The organism is Bifidobacterium sp. JNUCC 75 (assembly GCF_054819865.1).
In genome coordinates, this window is record NZ_JBTHIF010000001.1 from 652,822 (window position 1) to 670,590 (window position 17,769).

A 17,769-nucleotide genomic window follows, 5' to 3' on the forward strand; every position below is an offset into this window, starting at 1 on the left:
TTACTTCTCCTCAGCTTTGCTCTCGGCCTTTGCTTCGGCGGGCTCCTGGCTGATGCCCAGCTCGCGCTCACGCAGGACGGTGTACATCCTGGCGATGTCGTGCTTGACGGCCTTGAGGCGGGAGGTGTTCTCCAGCTGACCGGTGGCCGACTGGAAGCGCAGGTTGAACAGCTCTTCCTTGGACTTCTTCAGGAAATCCTCGATCTCCGCATTGGTCTTTTCATTCAGATTCTTGATGGAATACTCGGCTGTTCCGACTGACATCAGATGTCACCGCCTTCACGTGCAATAATCCGGCACTTCATGGGAAGCTTGTCAGTAGCGCGGCGAAGGGCCTCGCGGGCCACATCCTCGCTCACGCCGCCGATCTCGAAGAGCACCCGGCCGGGACGGACGTTGGCCACCCAGAACTCGGGCGCACCCTTGCCGGAACCCATTCGGGATCCCAGGGCGTGCTTGGTCAGGGGGCGATCAGGGAAGACCGTGATCCATACGCGGCCGCCACGCTTGATGTACCGGGTCATGGCGATACGGGCCGCTTCGATCTGCCGGTTGGTCAGGTAGGCCGGAGCCAGGGCCTGGATGCCGTAATCGCCGAAAGCGATCTCGTTGCCGCCCTTGGACATGCCCGAACGACCCGGACGATGCTGCTTGCGGTATTTAGTCCTCTTTGGGATAAGCACGGCTCACTCCTTTGCTTCGGTTGCGACGGGGGCCGAGGCGGTCTGTTCCTGAGCCGCCGCCGGCGGCGCGGCCACACCGCTGTTCTGCTTGGCTGCATCCTGCTCGCGGCGAGTCCGTCCCTCGGAGGGACGGACGCCACGGCGAGGACGACGATCCCCGCGCCGACCGGGGCGGTTGTTCTGCTGAGCCTGCTGCTCCTCGAACTGACGCTCAGTCATGTCGCCCTTGTAGATCCAGACCTTGACGCCGATACGGCCGTAGGTGGTCCTGGCCTCGAAGAAGCCGTAGTCGATCAGGGCGCGCAGAGTCTGCAGGGGCACACGGCCCTCACGGTAGAACTCCGAACGGCTCATCTCGGCTCCGCCCAGGCGGCCGGAAAGCTTGATCCTGATACCCTTGGCGCCGGCCCGCATGGCATCCTGCTGAGCCTTTCGCATGGCCCGGCGGAAGGTGACGCGGTTGGTCAGCTGCTCGGCGATGCCCTGAGCCACCAGCTGGGCATCAATGGAGGCATTCTTGACCTCGAAAATGTTCAGCTGGACCTGCTTGCCGGTGATCTTCTCCAGCTTGGCACGCACGCGCTCGGCCTCGGCTCCGCGACGACCGATGACGATGCCTGGCCTGGCGGTGTGGATGTCGACGCGCACACGGTCCCGGGTCCGCTCGATGACGATCTTGGAGACGCCTGCGCGCTCCAGGTCCTTGTTCATCTCCTTGCGGATCTTGTCGTCCTCAAGGACGAAGTCGCTGTAACGCTCCCCCGCCTTGTTGGAGTCGGAGTACCACTTGCTGCGGTGCTCCTCGGTGATGCCGAGTCGGTACCCAAACGGGTTGATCTTCTGCCCCATTATCGGGCTCCTTCCTTGTCGGCCACCACGACGGTGATGTGGCTGGTCCGCTTGTTGATGCGGGCCGCACGACCCTGGGCTCGGGCGCGGAACCGCTTCAAGGTGGTGCCCTCGTCCACGTAGGTCTCCCGAACCACCAGCTCGTTCTCGCGGAAGGGCTGGTTGGCCTTGTCAGCCTTGACACGCGCGTTGGCGATGGCGCTCTCCAGGCACTTGCGGACCGGAACGGCCGCGTCCTGTGGGGCGAACTTCAGAATGGTCACGGCCTCGGTCGCCTGCTTGCCTCGGATGAGGTCGACGACGCGGCGAGCCTTGCGAGGCGTCACGCGAACGTGACGTGCAATTGCCTTAGCTTCCATGTGTCTCTACTCTCCCTCGCCTCAGCGGCGTGCTTTCTTGTCGTCCTTCACGTGACCCCTGAAGGTCCGGGTGGGGGCGAACTCGCCGAGCTTATGGCCGACCATGGCCTCGGTGACGAAGACCGGGACATGCTTGCGGCCATCGTGCACAGCGAAAGTGTGCCCGATGAAGTCCGGGGTGATCATCGAACGACGGGACCAGGTCTTGATGACGTTCTTGGTGCCCTTCTCGTTCTGCTCGTCGACTTTCTTCTGCAAGTGGGCGTCGACGAATGGGCCCTTCTTGATGCTACGAGTCATCTTTCCGACACTCCCTTACTTGCGGTTCTTACCATTTGGACGACGACGCACGATCATCTTGTTGGAGGCCTTCTTAGGCCTGCGGGTGCGAACCTCGCCCTTGCCCCAGGGAGACACTGGCGGCTTGCCGCCACGAGTGCGTCCGCCATGCGGGTGGTCGACCGGGTTCATGGATTCACCACGGGTGATGGGTCTGCGGCCCATCCAGCGGGCACGCCCAGCCTTGCCGAGCTGGACATTGGCGTGGTCGTTGTTGCCGACCTCGCCCACTGTTGCACGGCAACGGGAGTCGACGTTGCGAATCTCGCCGGAGGGCATACGCAGCTGGGCGTAAGCCCCGTCCTTGGCCACCAGCTGGACGGCAGCACCGGCCGAACGGGCGATCTTGGCGCCGCCCAGAGGCCGCAGCTCGATGGCGTGGACGATGGTGCCGGTGGGGATGTTGCGCAGAGGCAGGTTGTTGCCGGGCTTGATGTCGGCCTGGGGACCGGTCTCGATGACGTCACCCTGCTTGATGCCCTGCGGGGCGATGATGTAGCGCTTCTCGCCGTCTGCGAAGTGCAGAAGAGCGATGCGGGCCGAGCGGTTGGGATCGTACTCGATCTCAGCAACCTTGGCGGGCACGCCATCCTTGTCCCAACGACGGAAGTCTATGAGGCGGTACTGGCGCTTGTGTCCACCGCCGCGGTGACGACTGGTGACGCGGCCGTAGGAGTTGCGTCCGCCGGTCTTGCTCAGCTTGCGGACCAGCGACTTCTCGGGCTTGGAGCGCGTGATTTCGGCGAAGTCCGAAACCGAGGCGTTGCGACGGCCCGCAGTCGTCGGCTTGTATGTACGGATAGCCATAATCTAGTTCTTCCTTAACTTTTCTCGGCTAGCCTTCAGTTGTTGGTACCGAAGACATCGATCGACTGGCCCTCGGCCACCTTGACGATGGCACGCTTCTCGGCGGCGCGACGACCCCAGCCCGTACGGGTCCGGGTCCGCTTGCCCTGCCGATTGAGGGTGTTGACCGATGTGACCTTCACGTTGAAGATCTGCTCGATGGCCTGCTTGATGGCGACCTTGTTGGCATCAGGGTCCACCACGAATGTGTACTGGCCGCGGTCCGAGTTGGCATAGCTCTTCTCGGAGACGACCGGGCGCAGAATGATGTCGTGCGCTGGCTTGTGAATAGCTGCCATGAAAATCAGGCCTCCTTGACGGTCTCGGACTTGGCGCCGCCCTTGACGGCCAGGAAGGCGTCGAAGCCATCCTTGCTGAAGACGACATCCTCGGCCGTGACCACATCGTAGGTGTTGAGCTGATCGGCGAAGAGAACGTGGACGGTGGGCAGGTTCCTCACGGAGAGCCACTCGTTGATGTTCTCGCGGGACAGCACGACAGTGGTGAATCTGTTGTCGACCAGGGGCAGCAGGGCTGCCTTGGCGGCCTTGGTGGACGGGGTCTCGCCGATGCCGAAGTCGACCACGTGCACGCGTCCGGCGTTGACCCTGTCGGACAGGACGTAGCGCAGGGCTGCGGCCTTCATCTTCTTGGGGGTGCGCTGGGAATAGTCGCGCGGCTGCGGGCCGTGGACAATGGCACCACCGGTCCACTGGGGAGCGCGGATGGAGCCCTGACGAGCACGACCGGTGCCCTTCTGCTTCCAAGGCTTGCGGCCGCCGCCGGAGACGGTGGACCGGGTCTTGACTGAATGCGTGCCCTGGCGGGCTGCAGCCAGCTGGGCGACGACCACCTGGTGGATCAGCGGCACGTGTGAGCGGACATCCTCCTCGGCAATGCCGAAGATCTGCTCGGGTGCATCCACGGTCCCTGTGTTCTTACCCTGGGCGTCGGTGATGTTCAGAGTCAACTTAGCCATGGTTTCAGGCTCCCTTCACTGCCGAACGAACCAGGACGATGGCGCCGCGGGGCCCGGGCAGGGCACCCTTGATGGCGATGACGCCCTTCTCGGCATCTGCGGAGACGATGGTCAGATTCTGGACGGTCGAGGTGTCGTGACCCATGCGGCCGGCCATCCGCTTGCCCTTGAGGATGCGGCTGGGCGTGGCGCAGGCTCCCACTGAACCGGGACGGCGCTCGTTCTTGTGCGAGCCGTGGGTGCGGCGGTAGGACTTGAAGCCCCAGCGCTTGATGGTGCCGGCGAAGCCCTTGCCCTTGGTGGTGCCGGTCACGTCGACCTCACTGCCCTCGGGCAGCAGGTCCAGGCCCAACTCCTGGCCGGGCTGATAGCTGTCAGCATCGGCGGTGCGAACCTCGACCAGATGACGACGCGGGGTCACTCCAGCCTTGGCGAAGTGGCCTGCCAGCGGCTTGGTCACCTTGGTGGGGTCAATCTGCCCGTAGCCGATCTGGATGGCCTGGTAGCCGTCCTTCTCCTGATTCTTGACCGCGGTCACCACGTTGGTGGACACGTCCACCAGGGTCACCGGGACGAAGAAGCCGTTCTCATCCCAGACCTGGGACATGCCCAGCTTGCGGCCCAGGAGAGCCTTGCGGTTCCTCTGCTCTTCAGCCATGCGGTTTCCTCCTCCCCTACAGCTTGATCTCGATGTTGACGTCCGCCGGCAGATCGATGTGCATCAGCGAATCCACTGCCTTGGGCGTGGGATCCACGATGTCGATCAGGCGCTTATGGGTGCGCATCTCGAAGTGCTCGCGGGAGTCCTTGTACTTATGAGGAGAACGGATGACGACATACACGTTCTTCTCAGTCGGCAGCGGAACGGGGCCAACCACAGTTGCGCCCGCGTTCGTCACCGTCTCGACGATTTTCTTCGCCGATTGGTCGATGACCTCATGGTCATAGGACTTTAGCCTGATGCGGATTTTCTGTCCCGCCATTGCCGTCCGCCCTTTCTAGCGATCTATGAACTGATTACCCAGTCTGTTTCGAGGGCACGGAACGACGGCCACAAGGAGACATTCCTCCCGACAGGCCTCAGCCGGATCCATGCGCAGCCATGGAGAATCCCGTGGGGATGGGACTCCTCGCTGCACCCGCTATTGTGATTGACAAAATGCGAGCCCAAAACAGGCAACTTTCTTATTAAAGCACGAGGGTTCCCCTAGAAGAATCCGGGCGTGTCGCGCTTCTTCCAGGGGAACCCACGGCTCAATTACGACCCTGTCAGACCCGCTGGGAAGCCTCCTGAGCCGCTCCATCACCTTGACGGGCGACCCTCATCCGGTGGCCCTCCTCCTGACTGACCCCATAGTATGCGGCCACGGCGATGTCCTTCATGTCCTCAATCAACGGAATGCGGGGGTTGGCGGGCGTGCACTGGTCCTCATAGGCGCGCATGCCAATCTGATCCAGGGACTGCCAGTAGAGATCCTCGTCCACTCCGGCTGCCTGGAAGGAGGCATCCATGCCCAAGCGCTCGTCCCTGTAGGATTCAACGGCACAGGCCAAGAGCTCCACACCCTCCTCGGGGGTAGATGATTCGATGCCTAGCACATGGGCCATCTGCCTGTAGCGCTCCGGGGCCACATACTCGCTGTATTTGGGCCAGCTGGTGGGCTCGTCCGGGACCCGTCCGTTGTAGCGGATCACATAGGGCAGAAGGATGGAGTTGGCGCGCCCATGGGCCACATGGCAGAGGGCTCCGATGGTATGCGCCATGCCGTGGCACATGCCCAGGAAGGCCGAACCGAAGGCCATGCCTGCCATGGTCGCCGCATTGTGCATCTTCTCCTGGGCGCGCATCTTGGCCTCACCGCCGGCAGTGCCCACGGCAGGCTCCAGGTTGTCCCAGATCAGCTTGGCGGCATGCAGGGCCATGGCGTCGGTGTAGTCATTGGCATAGACCGAGACGAAAGCCTCCATGCAGTGGGTCAGAGCATCGAAGCCCGAGTCACAGGCCAACCTCTTGGGCTGGGTACGGGCCAGAACCGGATCCACGATGGCCACGCTGGGAGTCAGGGCATAGTCGGTGATGGGGTACTTATAGCCGGTCTTATGGTCGGTGATGACTGCGAATGGGGTGACCTCCGAACCCGTCCCCGAAGAGGTGGGGATACAGACCAGCCTGGCCTTGGTGCCCAAGGGCGGAATCTTGAAGGCCCGTTTGCGGATGTCGAAGAACTTCTCCCGAACATCGGCAAAGGAGATCTCCGGGTGCTCATAGAGCAGCCACATGATCTTGGCTGCGTCCATGGGGCTGCCGCCGCCCACGGCGATGATGGTGTCGGGGCCGAACTCGTCACGCATCATGGTTGCGCCGCGCTCCACCGTCTCTACGCTGGGCTCCGGCTCTACGTAGTCAATGATGCGGAAGGTGACCGGCTCGGACCGGGCGCGCAGCTGATCGATGATCTTGTCGACGATCCCCAGCTGCTCCATAACCTTGTCGCATACGATGACGGCCCGGCGGATGCCGAACATGTCGCGCAGGTAGCGGACTGAGTTGGGCTCGAAGTAGGTCTTGGCCGGCACCTTGAACCACTGCATGTTGTTGTTCCTCCGCGCGATCCGCTTGACGTTGATCAGATTGACCGCCTGAACGTTGCCCGACACCGAGTTGCCGCCGTAGGAGCCGCAGCCCAGTGTCAGGGAGGGGGCGATGGCATTGTAAATGTCGCCGATGCCGCCAAGGGAACTGGGCTGGTTCCAGACGATCCGGCAGGCGTGCATGCGCTGGCCATACTCGCGCACCAGCCTCTCATCGTCAGTGTGGATGGCTGCCGTGTGCCCGGCACCGTAACGCAGCATCTGCTCGCAGAGGGTGAAACCCTCTTCCTTGTTGCTCGCCTTTAGCACGGCCTGAACCGGAGCCAGCTTCTCCAGGGTCAGAGGTTCCATGGGCCCTACCTGGTCGCATTGGGCAGCCAGGATGGTCGCATCCTCGGGTATTTCGAAGCCGGCCTGATGGGCGATGAACTGAGGAGACTTGCCCGGAACCTCGGAGTTGAGCCTGGGAGCAGGGGCATCGGCACCGGCATGAGCCCGCACACCGAACATGTATTCCTCCAGCTTGGCCTTCTGCTCAGGATTGACGAAGTAAGCCTTGCGCCGCTTCATTTCCTCGATCACACGGTCATGCACATCCTGATGGGCGATGATGGCCTGCTCTGTGGCGCAGATCATGCCGTAGTCGAAATGCTTGGACAGGATAAGGTCGTTGACGGCCCTGGGGACGTTGACCCTGCGGTCCACATAGGCCGGGGCATTGCCGGCTCCTACACCCAATGCTGGCTTGCCCGAGGAGTAGGCGGCCTTGACCATGCCAGTGCCGCCGGTGGCCAGAATGGTAGCCACACCGGGGTGCTGCATCAAGGCGCCGGTGGCCTCGACTGAGGGATGATCGATCCACTGGATGCAATCCTGCGGAGCGCCTGCCTCGATGGCGGCATCTCGAACGATCCGGGCCGCCTCCACCGAGCAGCGCTGGGCGTAGGGGTGGAAACCGAAAACGATGGGACAACGTGTCTTCAAGGCCAGCAGCGACTTGAAGATGGCAGTCGAGGTGGGGTTGGTCACCGGAGTCACCCCGGCCACGACTCCCACCGGCTCGGCCACCTCGATGATGCCGTCCACGTCGTCTTCGCTGATGATACCCACGGTGCGCTGTCTGGCCAGGTAGTTGGTCACATGCTCGCAGGCGAAGATGTTCTTGGTGGCCTTGTCCTCCACCAGGCCGCGTCCGGTCTCGTCCACGGCCATCTGCGCCAAATGCAGGTGCTTGTTCAGGGCCGCAATGGATGCCTTGGCCACGATCCGATCCACCTGTTCCTGGTCGAGCTTCTCAAATGCGCGTAGAGCCGCCTGTGCGCGGACAACTAACGCATCCACCTCCAAGCGGGCCAGCTCACTGCTGTCGGCCGGGCTGCCTTCCCTGCCGACTGGCGGCTCCTTCACTTGATGCTCATGCTTCTGCTTCTGCGTTTCAGCCAAGATATTGGCCCTCCTCATGTTCCACGGATTCCGATCAGGACCAGCAGACAGTCTCCAGACCGTGTAGATCCATAAAAGGCTTCCGTCATAACGTGACGAAAGTCACAATATAGACCCGAGGGGGCACCATTGAGCCCCAGGATGAGCGAACGTTCGCTTGAAGCGTGTCGTGTGGGAATTCGTGGTTTTTCTGGTCATTTTCCGCACCCGAACGTGCGCTTTGCCGTTCGCTTCAGACTGGACCTGCCAGGCATGAATCCAGGCATGAAAAAATCCCCAAGGTCCATGAGAACCTCGGGGATAAAAGAAACTGCGAACGTCAGCGCTTGGAGAACTGCGGGGCGCGACGGGCCTTGTGCAGACCAGCCTTCTTGCGCTCCACCACGCGGGCGTCACGGGTCAGGAACCCGGCCTTCTTCAAAGCAGGACGGTTGGCGTCCCTATCGATGGCGTTCAAGGCGCGTGCAACGCCCAGCCGGACTGCGCCGGCCTGGCCGGTCACGCCGCCGCCATCGACGCGAACAACCACGTCGAACTTGTTCTCGAGCTTGAGCAGCACGATAGGCGAGTTGACCTCGCGCTGGTGCAGCTTGCTGGGGAAGTACTCCTCCAGGGTGTGCCCGTTGATGCTCCACTTGCCGGAGCCCGGGATCAGACGAACGCGGGCGACTGCCTCCTTGCGACGGCCAGTGCCGTAGCCCGGCTCGATGGCGGAGGTGCCGGTGCCTGCACCGGCGTTGGTCTCGGAAGTGTAGGAAGCACTGGTCTCCTCGGCCTCAAGAACCGCGGAGCTGTTGTTGTTTTCAGCCATGGTGATTATCTCCTCTGGTCCTACTTGGCCTGCTGGGCAACCTGATGGATCTTGTACTCAATGGGCTGCTGTGAAGTGTGAGGATGCTCCTCGCCTGCGAAGACCCGCAGCCTGGTCAGCTGGACCTTGGCCAGCTTATTCTTGGGCAGCATGCCTTTGACCGCCGTCATGATGATGCGCTCGGGGTTGTGCTCCATCAGCTGCCCGTAAGAGTCGCGACGCAGGCCGCCGGGACGACCGGAGTGGGTATAGAGCACCTTGTCGTTCTTGTTGCCCGTCAGCACCATCTTGGATGCGTTGATGACGATGACGTTGTTGCCGGAGTCGGCGTAGGGCGCATAGGTGGGCTTGTTCTTGCCGCGCAGCAGATCTGCCACCTGAGCTGCCAGACGCCCCAGCACCACACCGGAGGCGTCGACGATATACCAGTCATGTGTCAGATCGGCTGGTTTCGGGGTGAAAGTCTTCACGATTCAACCTTTTCCTTGCATTGTGTTTCAGGCTCTCCGCGCCGCATGCTGCCATGCCGGCCGAAAGCCATGTATTCCGTGGGCTCCCTTAAAGTCCTAGACGGCGAGTGGGAAAAGCGCTTTGAGGACCCCTTAGGGAAACACAACAATCCATTATTGTAACGCCTGTATGCCGTTCGTCAAAATTCGCGTCCGCTCCTGTTTCAACGGGAGGCAGCCGCCCGTGCCACCTGACCGTCCGGGTCCTTGCTCAGGACCTCAAGGGTCGCCTGTCCCGTGTTGGGATTCAGGGCCACGGCCCGGCGCACCATGGCGGCCAGCACATGGGGGGCATCCTGCTCCACGCGGGTGCCCAAAGCTCCCAGGAAGTCTAGTGTCTCGGCATCGGTTCGTTCATCCTGGGCGCCTTCCAGACGCATCTTCCAAGAGGTCATAGGGTTGGTCAGCGCGGCAGCCCTGACTCCGGCGTCGTCATCCTTGGTGAGCAGACCTGCCAGCCAGTTCTTGTCGTCCTTGTTGGCGGCCACCGCCCGGCGGACCTCAGAGCTGGAATCCTGGGAGAGCTTGACCAGAATGTTGGGAAAGGGCATGGTCTGCGCCAGGTAGACCCTGTCCTCCACCGGCGTGTGTTCATTGCCAGCCACCGCCTCCAGCAATGCCGTGAAGCGGGAGAAAGCAGCCTGATCTGACCTGTCGGGCAGTGGGCTGCGGGCGAATTCGTGCAGCTCAGCCGTATCCGTGGAGTGCCTGAGCCTTTCATAGAAGACCGTCAGGGCCTCGTGGGGCTTGCCGGCTGATGGAGGTTCGGTTTCCGGTTGGTCCTGAGGATTGGTCATGCGGCCAGCTTAGGTCGCCTCCTTGATATCAGACTCGGCCCGGAATCCCCTCTAACATGGAGATAGGGCAGGAACCGAGGAGACGGTAGGCATAGGAGGCAAGCCGATTTGCTCACCATATTGGATACGCCGCAGAAACCGGCCACAGGCTCTCTGACCGAGCGGAAGTCCGAGTTCATCGGCCAGGCCTGCCATGTAGAGGACCAAGATGCGGCCATGGCCTTCGTCCAAGAGGTCCGCTTACAGCACCCCAAAGCCCGGCACGTCTGCCACTGCGCGATCTGGGGACCCGAGGGCCGCACCAGCGAGCGCATGAGCGATGACGGAGAACCCTCAGGAACGGCCGGCAAGCCCATACTTGAGGTCATGCGTCGACAGGGACTGACCGATTGCGTCCTGACCGTGACCCGATACTTCGGGGGGATCCTTTTGGGATCAGGGGGGTTGATCCGAGCCTATTCCTCAGCAGCCTCCCTGGCACTCAAGGCAGCAAGATCGGCACGCGTGCTCCCGACGGAGCGCTTCACGATCACCGTGGACTACCCGGAGTATGACTCCCTTCGCCGTCTGATCCACACCTTTGGTGGACACATGGAAAGCGAGGACTTCACTGACCGGGTGCGACTGACCTACGACCTGGAGCCCGCGGCAGTGCCAGCCTTCAATGGTCGGCTGGACGACCTTCTGCAGGGCCGTGTCCAGCCCACTGCACTGGGCGAAGGCCACATGCTGATTCCCCTGTCTGGAAGCCAAGCTCCATCCACCACATGATCGGAGGGAGGTGGCATGCGGCCATTGCCCAGCGGTGATCTGCACTGCCAGACAGACTTATGCCATGCACCATCGGTCCGCCACCTCACAGACTTGAATCCTCCCAGACTGCAGCCCTGCAAGAGACAGGGAAACAGATACCAATGGCAATAAATAAGACCGGTGATCGTGCAAAATCAACAATCACCGGCCATCAGGCGGAGACGAGGAGATTCGAACTCCTGGACCGCTTGCGCAGTCAACACCTTAGCAGGGTGCCCCTTTCGGCCACTCAGGCACGTCTCCATGCTGGCTCCCGATCCGGGACCTTAGTCCCTCAATTTTCGAGAACAAAACAATAGAATACCATGATTGACTGACCTGACTCGCCGGAGCAGCAGAATCGGATGAGGCAGGTACATGTCCATCCATTTTTCATGGATAAAAACCAGAATATTGAATCTTTTCTAAGAATTTACATTCGAGAATAATTTATCGCATGTTCCTCTGGGGGCCCCTTATATCATGGAGTCATGAGTACCGCACCAAGGCTTGCAGCCGCCAAGAAGGACTGGGGACATGACGAAACCGGCTGCACGGTGCTGCACATTGACATGGATGCTTTCTACGCCTCTTGTGAGGTTGCGCGACACCCGCAATTGCAGGGAAGGCCGGTCATTATCGGCACCGGGCAGCGTTCGGTGGTGTCGGCGGCCAGCTATGAGGCCAGAGCCTTTGGCATCAACTCGGCCATGCCCCTGGCACGCGCCAAGCGACTGTGTCCTCAAGGGGTCTTCCTCCCGGTCGACATGACCTATTACCGGGGCATTTCACGACGGATATTTGATACGATTTTCTCACAAATCACCGATCAGATCGAGCAGGTCTCCGTAGACGAATGCTACATGGACGTGTCCGGGGCGCTCATGCGCTGGGGCATGCCCACAGCCATAGCCCGGTGGATTCGAGCCAGCGTGGCCCGCCAATTCCACGTGACCTGCTCGGTGGGCATCGCCACCAACAAGCTGGTAGCCAAGATGGCCTCCACCAATGCCAAGCCTGACGGCATGCTGCTGATCCCCAAGGCCCGGCAGGCCGAGTTCGTCCAGCTGATGCCCCTGCGCGGCATCCCCGGCATCGGACCGGCCCTGGAAAAGCGGCTCAACGCCTGGGCCATCAAGGATGTAGCCGACTTGGCCACCATGAGTGAGCGGGATCTGGCTCGGGCCACAGGTTCGACCGTCACAGCACGGATGCTGGCACAGGCCTCCCACGGCCTGGACGACAATCCGGTCAAGCCACGAGCACCTGAGAAATCCCTGGGCGCGGAACGCACCTTCCTGCACGACACCACCAGCATGAAGCAGGTCTGCGACCTCCTGCGCGCCTGCAGCGACGAGGTGGCCACCGGACTGCGAGCGCATGACCTGATCGCCCGGACCATCACCGTCAAACTGCGCTTTGATGACCTGCGTTATATGACCAAGGCCCATACCTTGGAGACACCGGTCAACTCAGCCAATCGCATCTATCCGCAGGCGGTCGGACTGCTTAAGGCCATGCTGGGGCTGCCTGAGGGTGTTCCCATGGACACCTCCCTGCCTAGGCTGATTCGCCTAGCCGGTGTCAGCGCATCCGGTCTGAGCCGGGTGGAAGATACCCCCATCCAGCCATCCTTGGACGACATCATACGCGAGAGCAAACGTCACACCGGCAGCGAGTCCCAGCGCCTGGATCAGGCAGAGGCCACCATGGACTCCATCAGGAACCGCTACGGCAAGGGTTCAGTCAGCATGGGTCTCTAAGCGCCTGTATGCAAACGATCCAGGGCCAGCTCCAACTGGTCGTCGGATATGGTGGACGAGAATCGCAAACGGTGACTATCCCCGTAGAACTCCCCAGGACTGGCCAGAATCCCCATACGGGCCAGGTCGGCCATATCGGCCCAGCAATCGCCCGAACGGGCTTGCGCCCAGATATAAAGTCCACCCTGTGGCATGACGGCATCGTATCCGTAAGATGTCAGAGCTTGAGCCAAGGCCCGAAGACGACGGGCGTAGATCTCGCGCTGGGCCATAACAGCCTCTCCGTCCTCCAAAGCGGCTCGCATGGCCCGCTGTACCGGACCTGGCACAATCAGTCCCACCTGCTTGCGATAGGCGGTCATGACCTTCACCAGATGAGCATCGCCGGCCACGAGGGCCGCCCTGTACCCGGCCATGTTGGACTGCTTGCTCATCGAATACAGACAGAGTATGCCGCTGGCATCGCCGCCACAGACTTCAGGTTCCAGGATGCAGGGTGAGGCCGGGATCGGCGCATTCTGCCCGACTTGGGTATGTTCTGACCAATCCAGCATGGCATAGCACTCGTCACTCAAGACCGTGGCCCCTATAGAACGAGCCGCCCGTACGATCTTAGCCAACCCGGCTCGGTCAATGACCTGCCCACTGGGGTTGCCTGGCGAATTGATCCATACTGCTCGCACGCCAGGCAGATCCACCCATGAATCCGTATCAACAGGATCATCCACGGTCGTCACCTGGGCTCCAGCCAGCTGGGTTCCGATGGCATAAGTGGGATAGGATACCTTCGGCTGCACCACCCGGTCCCCCGGTCCCAGATGCAGGAGGGAGGCCATGAGTGCCACCGCTTCCTTGGACCCGACCGTAGGCACCAGATCCGCGCCCACGGCATCAAGATCGACCCCACGGCGATGACGGAACCAGTCGGTCGCAGCCTGCCTCAGGAGACCATCACCGGCAGTTTTTGGATAGCCTCGCGCCTGGCCATCATCCGCAGCCGCCGCCAAGGCCTCCTTGACCGACCTGGGCACAGGATCCACCGGTGAACCCACCGAGAGGTCGACCAGACCGCCGGGGCACTGCTCAGCACGCCGCCGGTAAGATTCAATCCTTGACCAATCATAGGGGGATTCGAACGAGTGAAAACCCATGGCCCGCCTTTCTCTTATAAATAAGCCGCGGTGGGATGGCTCCCTTCCGCGGCTCGTCAGCCTTAATCGACTACTTGTTGGGTGGCAGGGCTGCAACACCCTCCGGATCGTGATCATAGGGGCCGACCGCGGCAGCACCGCCGGCATCCCCCACCTGGGCGAAGAAATCAGTCGCTGCGTCCTTATACCAAGTCCACTCCTCGGGCAGATCGTCCTCGTAGAAGATGGCCTCCACCGGGCAGACAGGCTCGCAGGCGCCGCAGTCCACGCACTCGTTGGGGTTGATGTAGAGCGAACGGACGCCCTCGTAGATGCAGTCCACCGGGCATTCGTCCACGCAGGCCTTGTCCTTGACGTCCACGCAGGGCTGAGCGATGACGTAGGTCATGGGTTACCTCCTGAGTATGCGAGTACTCACTTTACACTCCAGCGCCGACGCTCCAGGTCAGTCCAGACCGGCCTGGGTGGCCTCGGATATCTTCCCGCTGAGCTGATGGCGACCGAGCAGGGAGTGCCGGTAGGAATAGCCGAAGTAGATGGCCAGACCCGCAGCTAACCAGACCACGAATCGGATCCAGGTCAGTACGGTCAGGTTGAGCATGAGCCAGAGGCAGGCCAGAGCAATCAGAATGGGGACCCAGGGGTTGCCGGGCATCTTGAAGGATCGGGGCAGATCCGGCCGACGCTTGCGCATGATGGGCAGGGAAATGGCCACAAGCAGGAATGCCGAAAGCGTGCCGATATTGACCATGTCGGACAAGACGTCTATAGGGAAACAGGAGGCCACCACGGCCACCACGATGCCACCCAGGATCTGGATGCGGGCAGGCGTGCCATGACGGCCGGTTCGGGACAGGGCACGGGGAAGAAGCCCGTCGCGACTCATGGCGAAGACGATGCGGGTCAGCCCTAGCAGGAGCACCATAACCACAGTGGTCAGACCCACCACGATGCCGAAGGAGATGATCTTGGCGGCCCAAGGAGCCCCTACCATCTCAAAACCGGTTGCCAGGGATGGGTTCTTGGCCTTGGCCAGATCCTTGTAGGAGACCATGCCGGTGGTGACGATGGCGACCAGGATGTACAGGGTGATGACAATCAGCATGCCCAGACCGATTCCGCGGGGAATGGTCTTGTGGGGCTCCTTGGCCTCCTCGGATGTTGTGGCGACGATATCGAAGCCTACGAAGGCGAAGAAGACCAGGGCGGCGCCTGAGAGGATGCCTGGGACACCGTAGATGGTGGGCTGCATGCCGGAAACCCACTGCCAGAGCGGCTGGCCCATGATCCCGGGCACGCTGGCCCCCGGCACGGCCGAAGCGGGCTCGGAAGGCGGGATGAAGGGCCGGTAGTTGTCCAACTTGACGTAGAAGAAGCCCACCACAATGACGAAGACCACGATACCGATCTTGAGGACGGTCAAGGCGCCGTCGAACCGGGCCGAGAGCTTGGTACCCAGAACCAGAAGAACCGTGAAGAGGGTGACGACCGCCAGCGGGGCCAGGTCCACATCCAGGCCGCCCAGATGGAAGCTGGAGCTGAATGAGGTGCCGCCCATCAGATGGATGAAGTCATTCAGGTAGACGCCCCAGTACTTGGAGATGACCGAGGCGGCCATGAGCATCTCCAGGATCAGGTCCCAGCCGATGATCCAAGCCACCAGTTCGCCTATGGTGTTGTAGGTGAAGGTGTAGGCCGAGCCTGAAACCGGGATCATGGAGGCGAACTCCGCGTAGCACATGACGGCCGCTGCGCAGACAATGCCTGCGATGACGAAGGAGATGATGACGGCCGGCCCCGCATGGAAGGCCGCCGCCTGGGCCCCCACCGAGAAGATGCCAGCGCCCACGGCCACTGCGACGGCCATAATGGCCAGGTCCCAGGTGGTCAGCGTCCGCTTAAGCGACCTACCCTCCTCCCCGGTCTCCGCCAGGGTCTGTTCAACGGATTTCTTTCTGAATAATTCCATCCTGCTCCCAATCGTGACTTATTGTGCCGCAAACTCCTCCGGCCCATCACTATAGGAGATAGGGGCACACAACTCCGGACTTTGCTCATTTCGGGATATTACCTTCGGGATATTACCCGCTGGCAAGTCTTTCGGAATCGGCAACTTGATCAAGGCACAGTAATCCGCCAATAGGCAACAAGGCACCCCAGCCGTTTCGACCAGGGTGCCCATTGGGTGCAACCCGCACTCTATTCAGTCGGGCCATCCTTGAATATGGCAATGTCCTGCATGCCGTTACGCTCATTGCAGGTCTGCTCACCGTTGACCACTGCAAGGACTTTCTTACGAAAATCGTTGAAAACCTGATCCCCGGGCTCATCCAAAAGACGGCCGGCGTCGAAGTCAATCCAACGATGCTTCTTGGTGGCCAGAGGCGTGTTGGTAGCTACTTTCACAGTAGGCACGAAAGTTCCGAAGGGAGTGCCCCGGCCAGTAGTGAAGAGGACCACTTGCGCTCCGGCCGCAGCCATTCCCGTACTGGAGACAAGATCGTTGCCTGGCGTCTGCAGCAGGGAGAGCCCAGGTCTGGAGATATGGTCGCCATAGTTGAGCACATCCTCGACCTCGCAACGACCGCCTTTGCGGATGCAACCCAAGGATTTATCCTCCAGAGTGGTGATTCCGCCTTTCTTGTTGCCAGGAGAGGGATTGTCGGATATGACTTCGCCGTATTTGCGGAAGAACCCCTTGAAATTGTTGATAAGGTCGACGATATCATGGAAGACCTGCTCGTCGTGTGCCTGGCTCATCAGGACCTGCTCGGCCCCGAACATTTCAGGGACCTCGGCCAGAACCACGGAACCGCCCTGAGTAACCACCCATTCAGCGAACCGACCGACCAGCGGGTTGGCCGTGATGCCTGACATTCCATCGGACCCGCCGCACTTGACGCTGACCTTGAGTTCGGACAGGGGCACATCTTCACGGTGATCGCCTTTGGCGGCCTCGTTAATCTGGTCCAGGAGGGCATCGGCCTCATCCAGTTCGTCCTCCACTTCCTGGCATATGATCCAACGAACCCGGTTCGTGTCATACTCGCCCAAGGTGCTCAGCATGTCCTCCATCTGATTGTTTTCACACCCCAGACCGACGAGGAGCACACCCCCAGCGTTGGGATGGGTGGCGATGTCCTGAAGACAACGCCTGGTGTAGACCAGATCGCCTCCGAGTTGGGAGCATCCATAAGGATGACGCGCCACGATCACCGAGTCAAAAGATCCGTTGCCGGGATGGCGGGCTGAGAAAGACCGTGCCATGGCGTTGCACAGACTATTGATGCAGCCTACGGTTGGGACGATATAGAGGTCGTTGCGGATGCCTACCTTGCCTGTCGCGCGCCTATATCCATGGAAAGTCCCGGTCGGACTGCCCGGCTTGACCGTGTCGGTAACCGGCTGATAACGGTAAGTCAGGTCGGCGCCCAGGTTGGTGGCCAGATTGTGCGTATGGACCCATTGTCCTGTAGTGATAGCCTCCTTGGCATGGCCGATGGCATAGCCATACTTGATGACGTCCTCACCCTTGGAAATGTCCTGAAGCGCAAGTTTGTGTCCACGGGGAATTTGGTCAAGCACCGTCACCTCGCCATGCCCCTCGACCAGGACCCTTTCGCCGGGCTCCAGATTCCTGGCAGCGACAGCCACCATATCTGTAGGATTAAGCAGAATCGTATCCTGGCCGGTCCGCGCCGGTATGTCCTTGACATAGTCATGCTTCAGGCCGGTGGCATCTCCCGTATCACAGGTGGGAACGAATCCCGTGGAACCACCCTCTGGAATCATGCACTGCTGCTTTGCCTCACTCATGCTGTTATGCTATGTAGCCCACGAGGAGCGGTTCCTTTTT

Annotated in this window: 20 protein-coding genes and 1 tRNA gene; 2 read left to right on the forward strand and 19 right to left on the reverse strand. The window is 61.1% G+C overall.

Going from position 1 to position 17,769, the window contains the following annotated elements:
• From rpmC to ACVWNW_RS02885, 14 genes are all read right to left on the reverse strand, one after another.
• Complete coding sequence (gene rpmC, locus ACVWNW_RS02820) at window positions 1-264, reverse strand: 50S ribosomal protein L29 (RefSeq protein ID WP_015022351.1); 264 nt, start codon at window positions 262-264, stop codon at window positions 1-3.
• Window positions 264-683: a 50S ribosomal protein L16 gene (gene rplP, locus ACVWNW_RS02825; protein ID WP_015022352.1), complete on the reverse strand. Its 420-nt coding sequence runs from the start codon at window positions 681-683 to the stop codon at window positions 264-266. Before rplP ends, rpmC begins: the two co-directional genes overlap by 1 nt.
• 3 nt (window positions 684-686) lie before the next feature.
• Entirely contained in the window at window positions 687-1,532 is an 846-nt protein-coding gene (rpsC, locus tag ACVWNW_RS02830) for a 30S ribosomal protein S3 (RefSeq protein ID WP_029678066.1), read from the reverse strand.
• A complete protein-coding gene (gene rplV / locus ACVWNW_RS02835; RefSeq protein ID WP_015022354.1) occupies window positions 1,532-1,891 on the reverse strand; it encodes a 50S ribosomal protein L22 in 360 nt (119 codons plus the stop codon). Before rplV ends, rpsC begins: the two co-directional genes overlap by 1 nt.
• 21 nt (window positions 1,892-1,912) lie before the next feature.
• Complete coding sequence (gene rpsS, locus ACVWNW_RS02840) at window positions 1,913-2,191, reverse strand: 30S ribosomal protein S19 (protein WP_015022355.1); 279 nt, start codon at window positions 2,189-2,191, stop codon at window positions 1,913-1,915.
• A 15-nt stretch (window positions 2,192-2,206) separates the two neighbouring features.
• Window positions 2,207-3,037, reverse strand: coding sequence for a 50S ribosomal protein L2 (rplB, locus tag ACVWNW_RS02845; protein WP_015022356.1), 831 nt, complete (start codon window positions 3,035-3,037; stop codon window positions 2,207-2,209).
• Between the two features lie 35 nt (window positions 3,038-3,072).
• On the reverse strand, window positions 3,073-3,375 hold the full coding sequence (rplW, locus tag ACVWNW_RS02850) for a 50S ribosomal protein L23 (RefSeq protein WP_015022357.1): 303 nt from the start codon (window positions 3,373-3,375) through the stop codon (window positions 3,073-3,075).
• Window positions 3,376-3,380: 5 nt separating this feature from the next.
• Window positions 3,381-4,055 carry a 50S ribosomal protein L4 gene (gene rplD, locus ACVWNW_RS02855; protein WP_015022358.1) on the reverse strand — a complete coding sequence of 225 codons (675 nt, stop codon included), beginning with the start codon at window positions 4,053-4,055 and terminating at the stop codon, window positions 3,381-3,383.
• A 4-nt stretch (window positions 4,056-4,059) separates the two neighbouring features.
• Window positions 4,060-4,713: a 50S ribosomal protein L3 gene (gene rplC / locus ACVWNW_RS02860; RefSeq protein WP_015022359.1), complete on the reverse strand. Its 654-nt coding sequence runs from the start codon at window positions 4,711-4,713 to the stop codon at window positions 4,060-4,062.
• A gap of 16 nt (window positions 4,714-4,729) precedes the next feature.
• Entirely contained in the window at window positions 4,730-5,038 is a 309-nt protein-coding gene (gene rpsJ / locus ACVWNW_RS02865; protein ID WP_006295278.1) for a 30S ribosomal protein S10, read from the reverse strand.
• A gap of 286 nt (window positions 5,039-5,324) precedes the next feature.
• The gene (gene adhE, locus ACVWNW_RS02870) at window positions 5,325-8,054 is read right to left on the reverse strand and encodes a bifunctional acetaldehyde-CoA/alcohol dehydrogenase (protein ID WP_454483352.1); all 2,730 of its coding nucleotides are present in this window, start codon (window positions 8,052-8,054) and stop codon (window positions 5,325-5,327) included.
• Window positions 8,055-8,409: 355 nt separating this feature from the next.
• A complete protein-coding gene (gene rpsI / locus ACVWNW_RS02875; protein ID WP_046323306.1) occupies window positions 8,410-8,901 on the reverse strand; it encodes a 30S ribosomal protein S9 in 492 nt (163 codons plus the stop codon).
• A 20-nt stretch (window positions 8,902-8,921) separates the two neighbouring features.
• Entirely contained in the window at window positions 8,922-9,371 is a 450-nt protein-coding gene (gene rplM / locus ACVWNW_RS02880; protein ID WP_046323307.1) for a 50S ribosomal protein L13, read from the reverse strand.
• A 203-nt stretch (window positions 9,372-9,574) separates the two neighbouring features.
• Complete coding sequence (locus tag ACVWNW_RS02885; protein WP_454482917.1) at window positions 9,575-10,207, reverse strand: AbrB family transcriptional regulator; 633 nt, start codon at window positions 10,205-10,207, stop codon at window positions 9,575-9,577.
• Window positions 10,208-10,315: 108 nt separating this feature from the next.
• Between ACVWNW_RS02885 and ACVWNW_RS02890 the strand changes: the two genes are divergently transcribed.
• Window positions 10,316-10,978: an IMPACT family protein gene (locus ACVWNW_RS02890; protein WP_454482919.1), complete on the forward strand. Its 663-nt coding sequence runs from the start codon at window positions 10,316-10,318 to the stop codon at window positions 10,976-10,978.
• Window positions 10,979-11,176: 198 nt separating this feature from the next.
• Here the strand turns inward: ACVWNW_RS02890 and ACVWNW_RS02895 are convergent.
• Window positions 11,177-11,263 (reverse strand) — tRNA-Ser (locus ACVWNW_RS02895).
• A 227-nt stretch (window positions 11,264-11,490) separates the two neighbouring features.
• Between ACVWNW_RS02895 and dinB the strand changes: the two genes are divergently transcribed.
• Window positions 11,491-12,762: a DNA polymerase IV gene (gene dinB / locus ACVWNW_RS02900; protein WP_454482921.1), complete on the forward strand. Its 1,272-nt coding sequence runs from the start codon at window positions 11,491-11,493 to the stop codon at window positions 12,760-12,762.
• Here dinB and dapC read toward each other — a convergent pair.
• The 4 genes from dapC to ACVWNW_RS02920 form a co-directional block, all read right to left on the reverse strand.
• Window positions 12,759-13,913 (reverse strand): succinyldiaminopimelate transaminase, encoded by a 1,155-nt coding sequence (gene dapC / locus ACVWNW_RS02905; protein ID WP_454482923.1) that lies wholly within the window; start codon window positions 13,911-13,913, stop codon window positions 12,759-12,761. The two genes, dinB and dapC, sit on opposite strands and share 4 nt — an antisense overlap.
• A 70-nt stretch (window positions 13,914-13,983) precedes the next feature.
• Window positions 13,984-14,301 (reverse strand): ferredoxin, encoded by a 318-nt coding sequence (gene fdxA / locus ACVWNW_RS02910; RefSeq protein WP_015022367.1) that lies wholly within the window; start codon window positions 14,299-14,301, stop codon window positions 13,984-13,986.
• A 57-nt stretch (window positions 14,302-14,358) separates the two neighbouring features.
• On the reverse strand, window positions 14,359-15,882 hold the full coding sequence (locus ACVWNW_RS02915; RefSeq protein WP_046323312.1) for an amino acid permease: 1,524 nt from the start codon (window positions 15,880-15,882) through the stop codon (window positions 14,359-14,361).
• Between the two features lie 230 nt (window positions 15,883-16,112).
• Complete coding sequence (locus tag ACVWNW_RS02920) at window positions 16,113-17,729, reverse strand: UxaA family hydrolase (protein ID WP_454482926.1); 1,617 nt, start codon at window positions 17,727-17,729, stop codon at window positions 16,113-16,115.
• Between the last annotated feature and the right edge of the window lie 40 nt (window positions 17,730-17,769).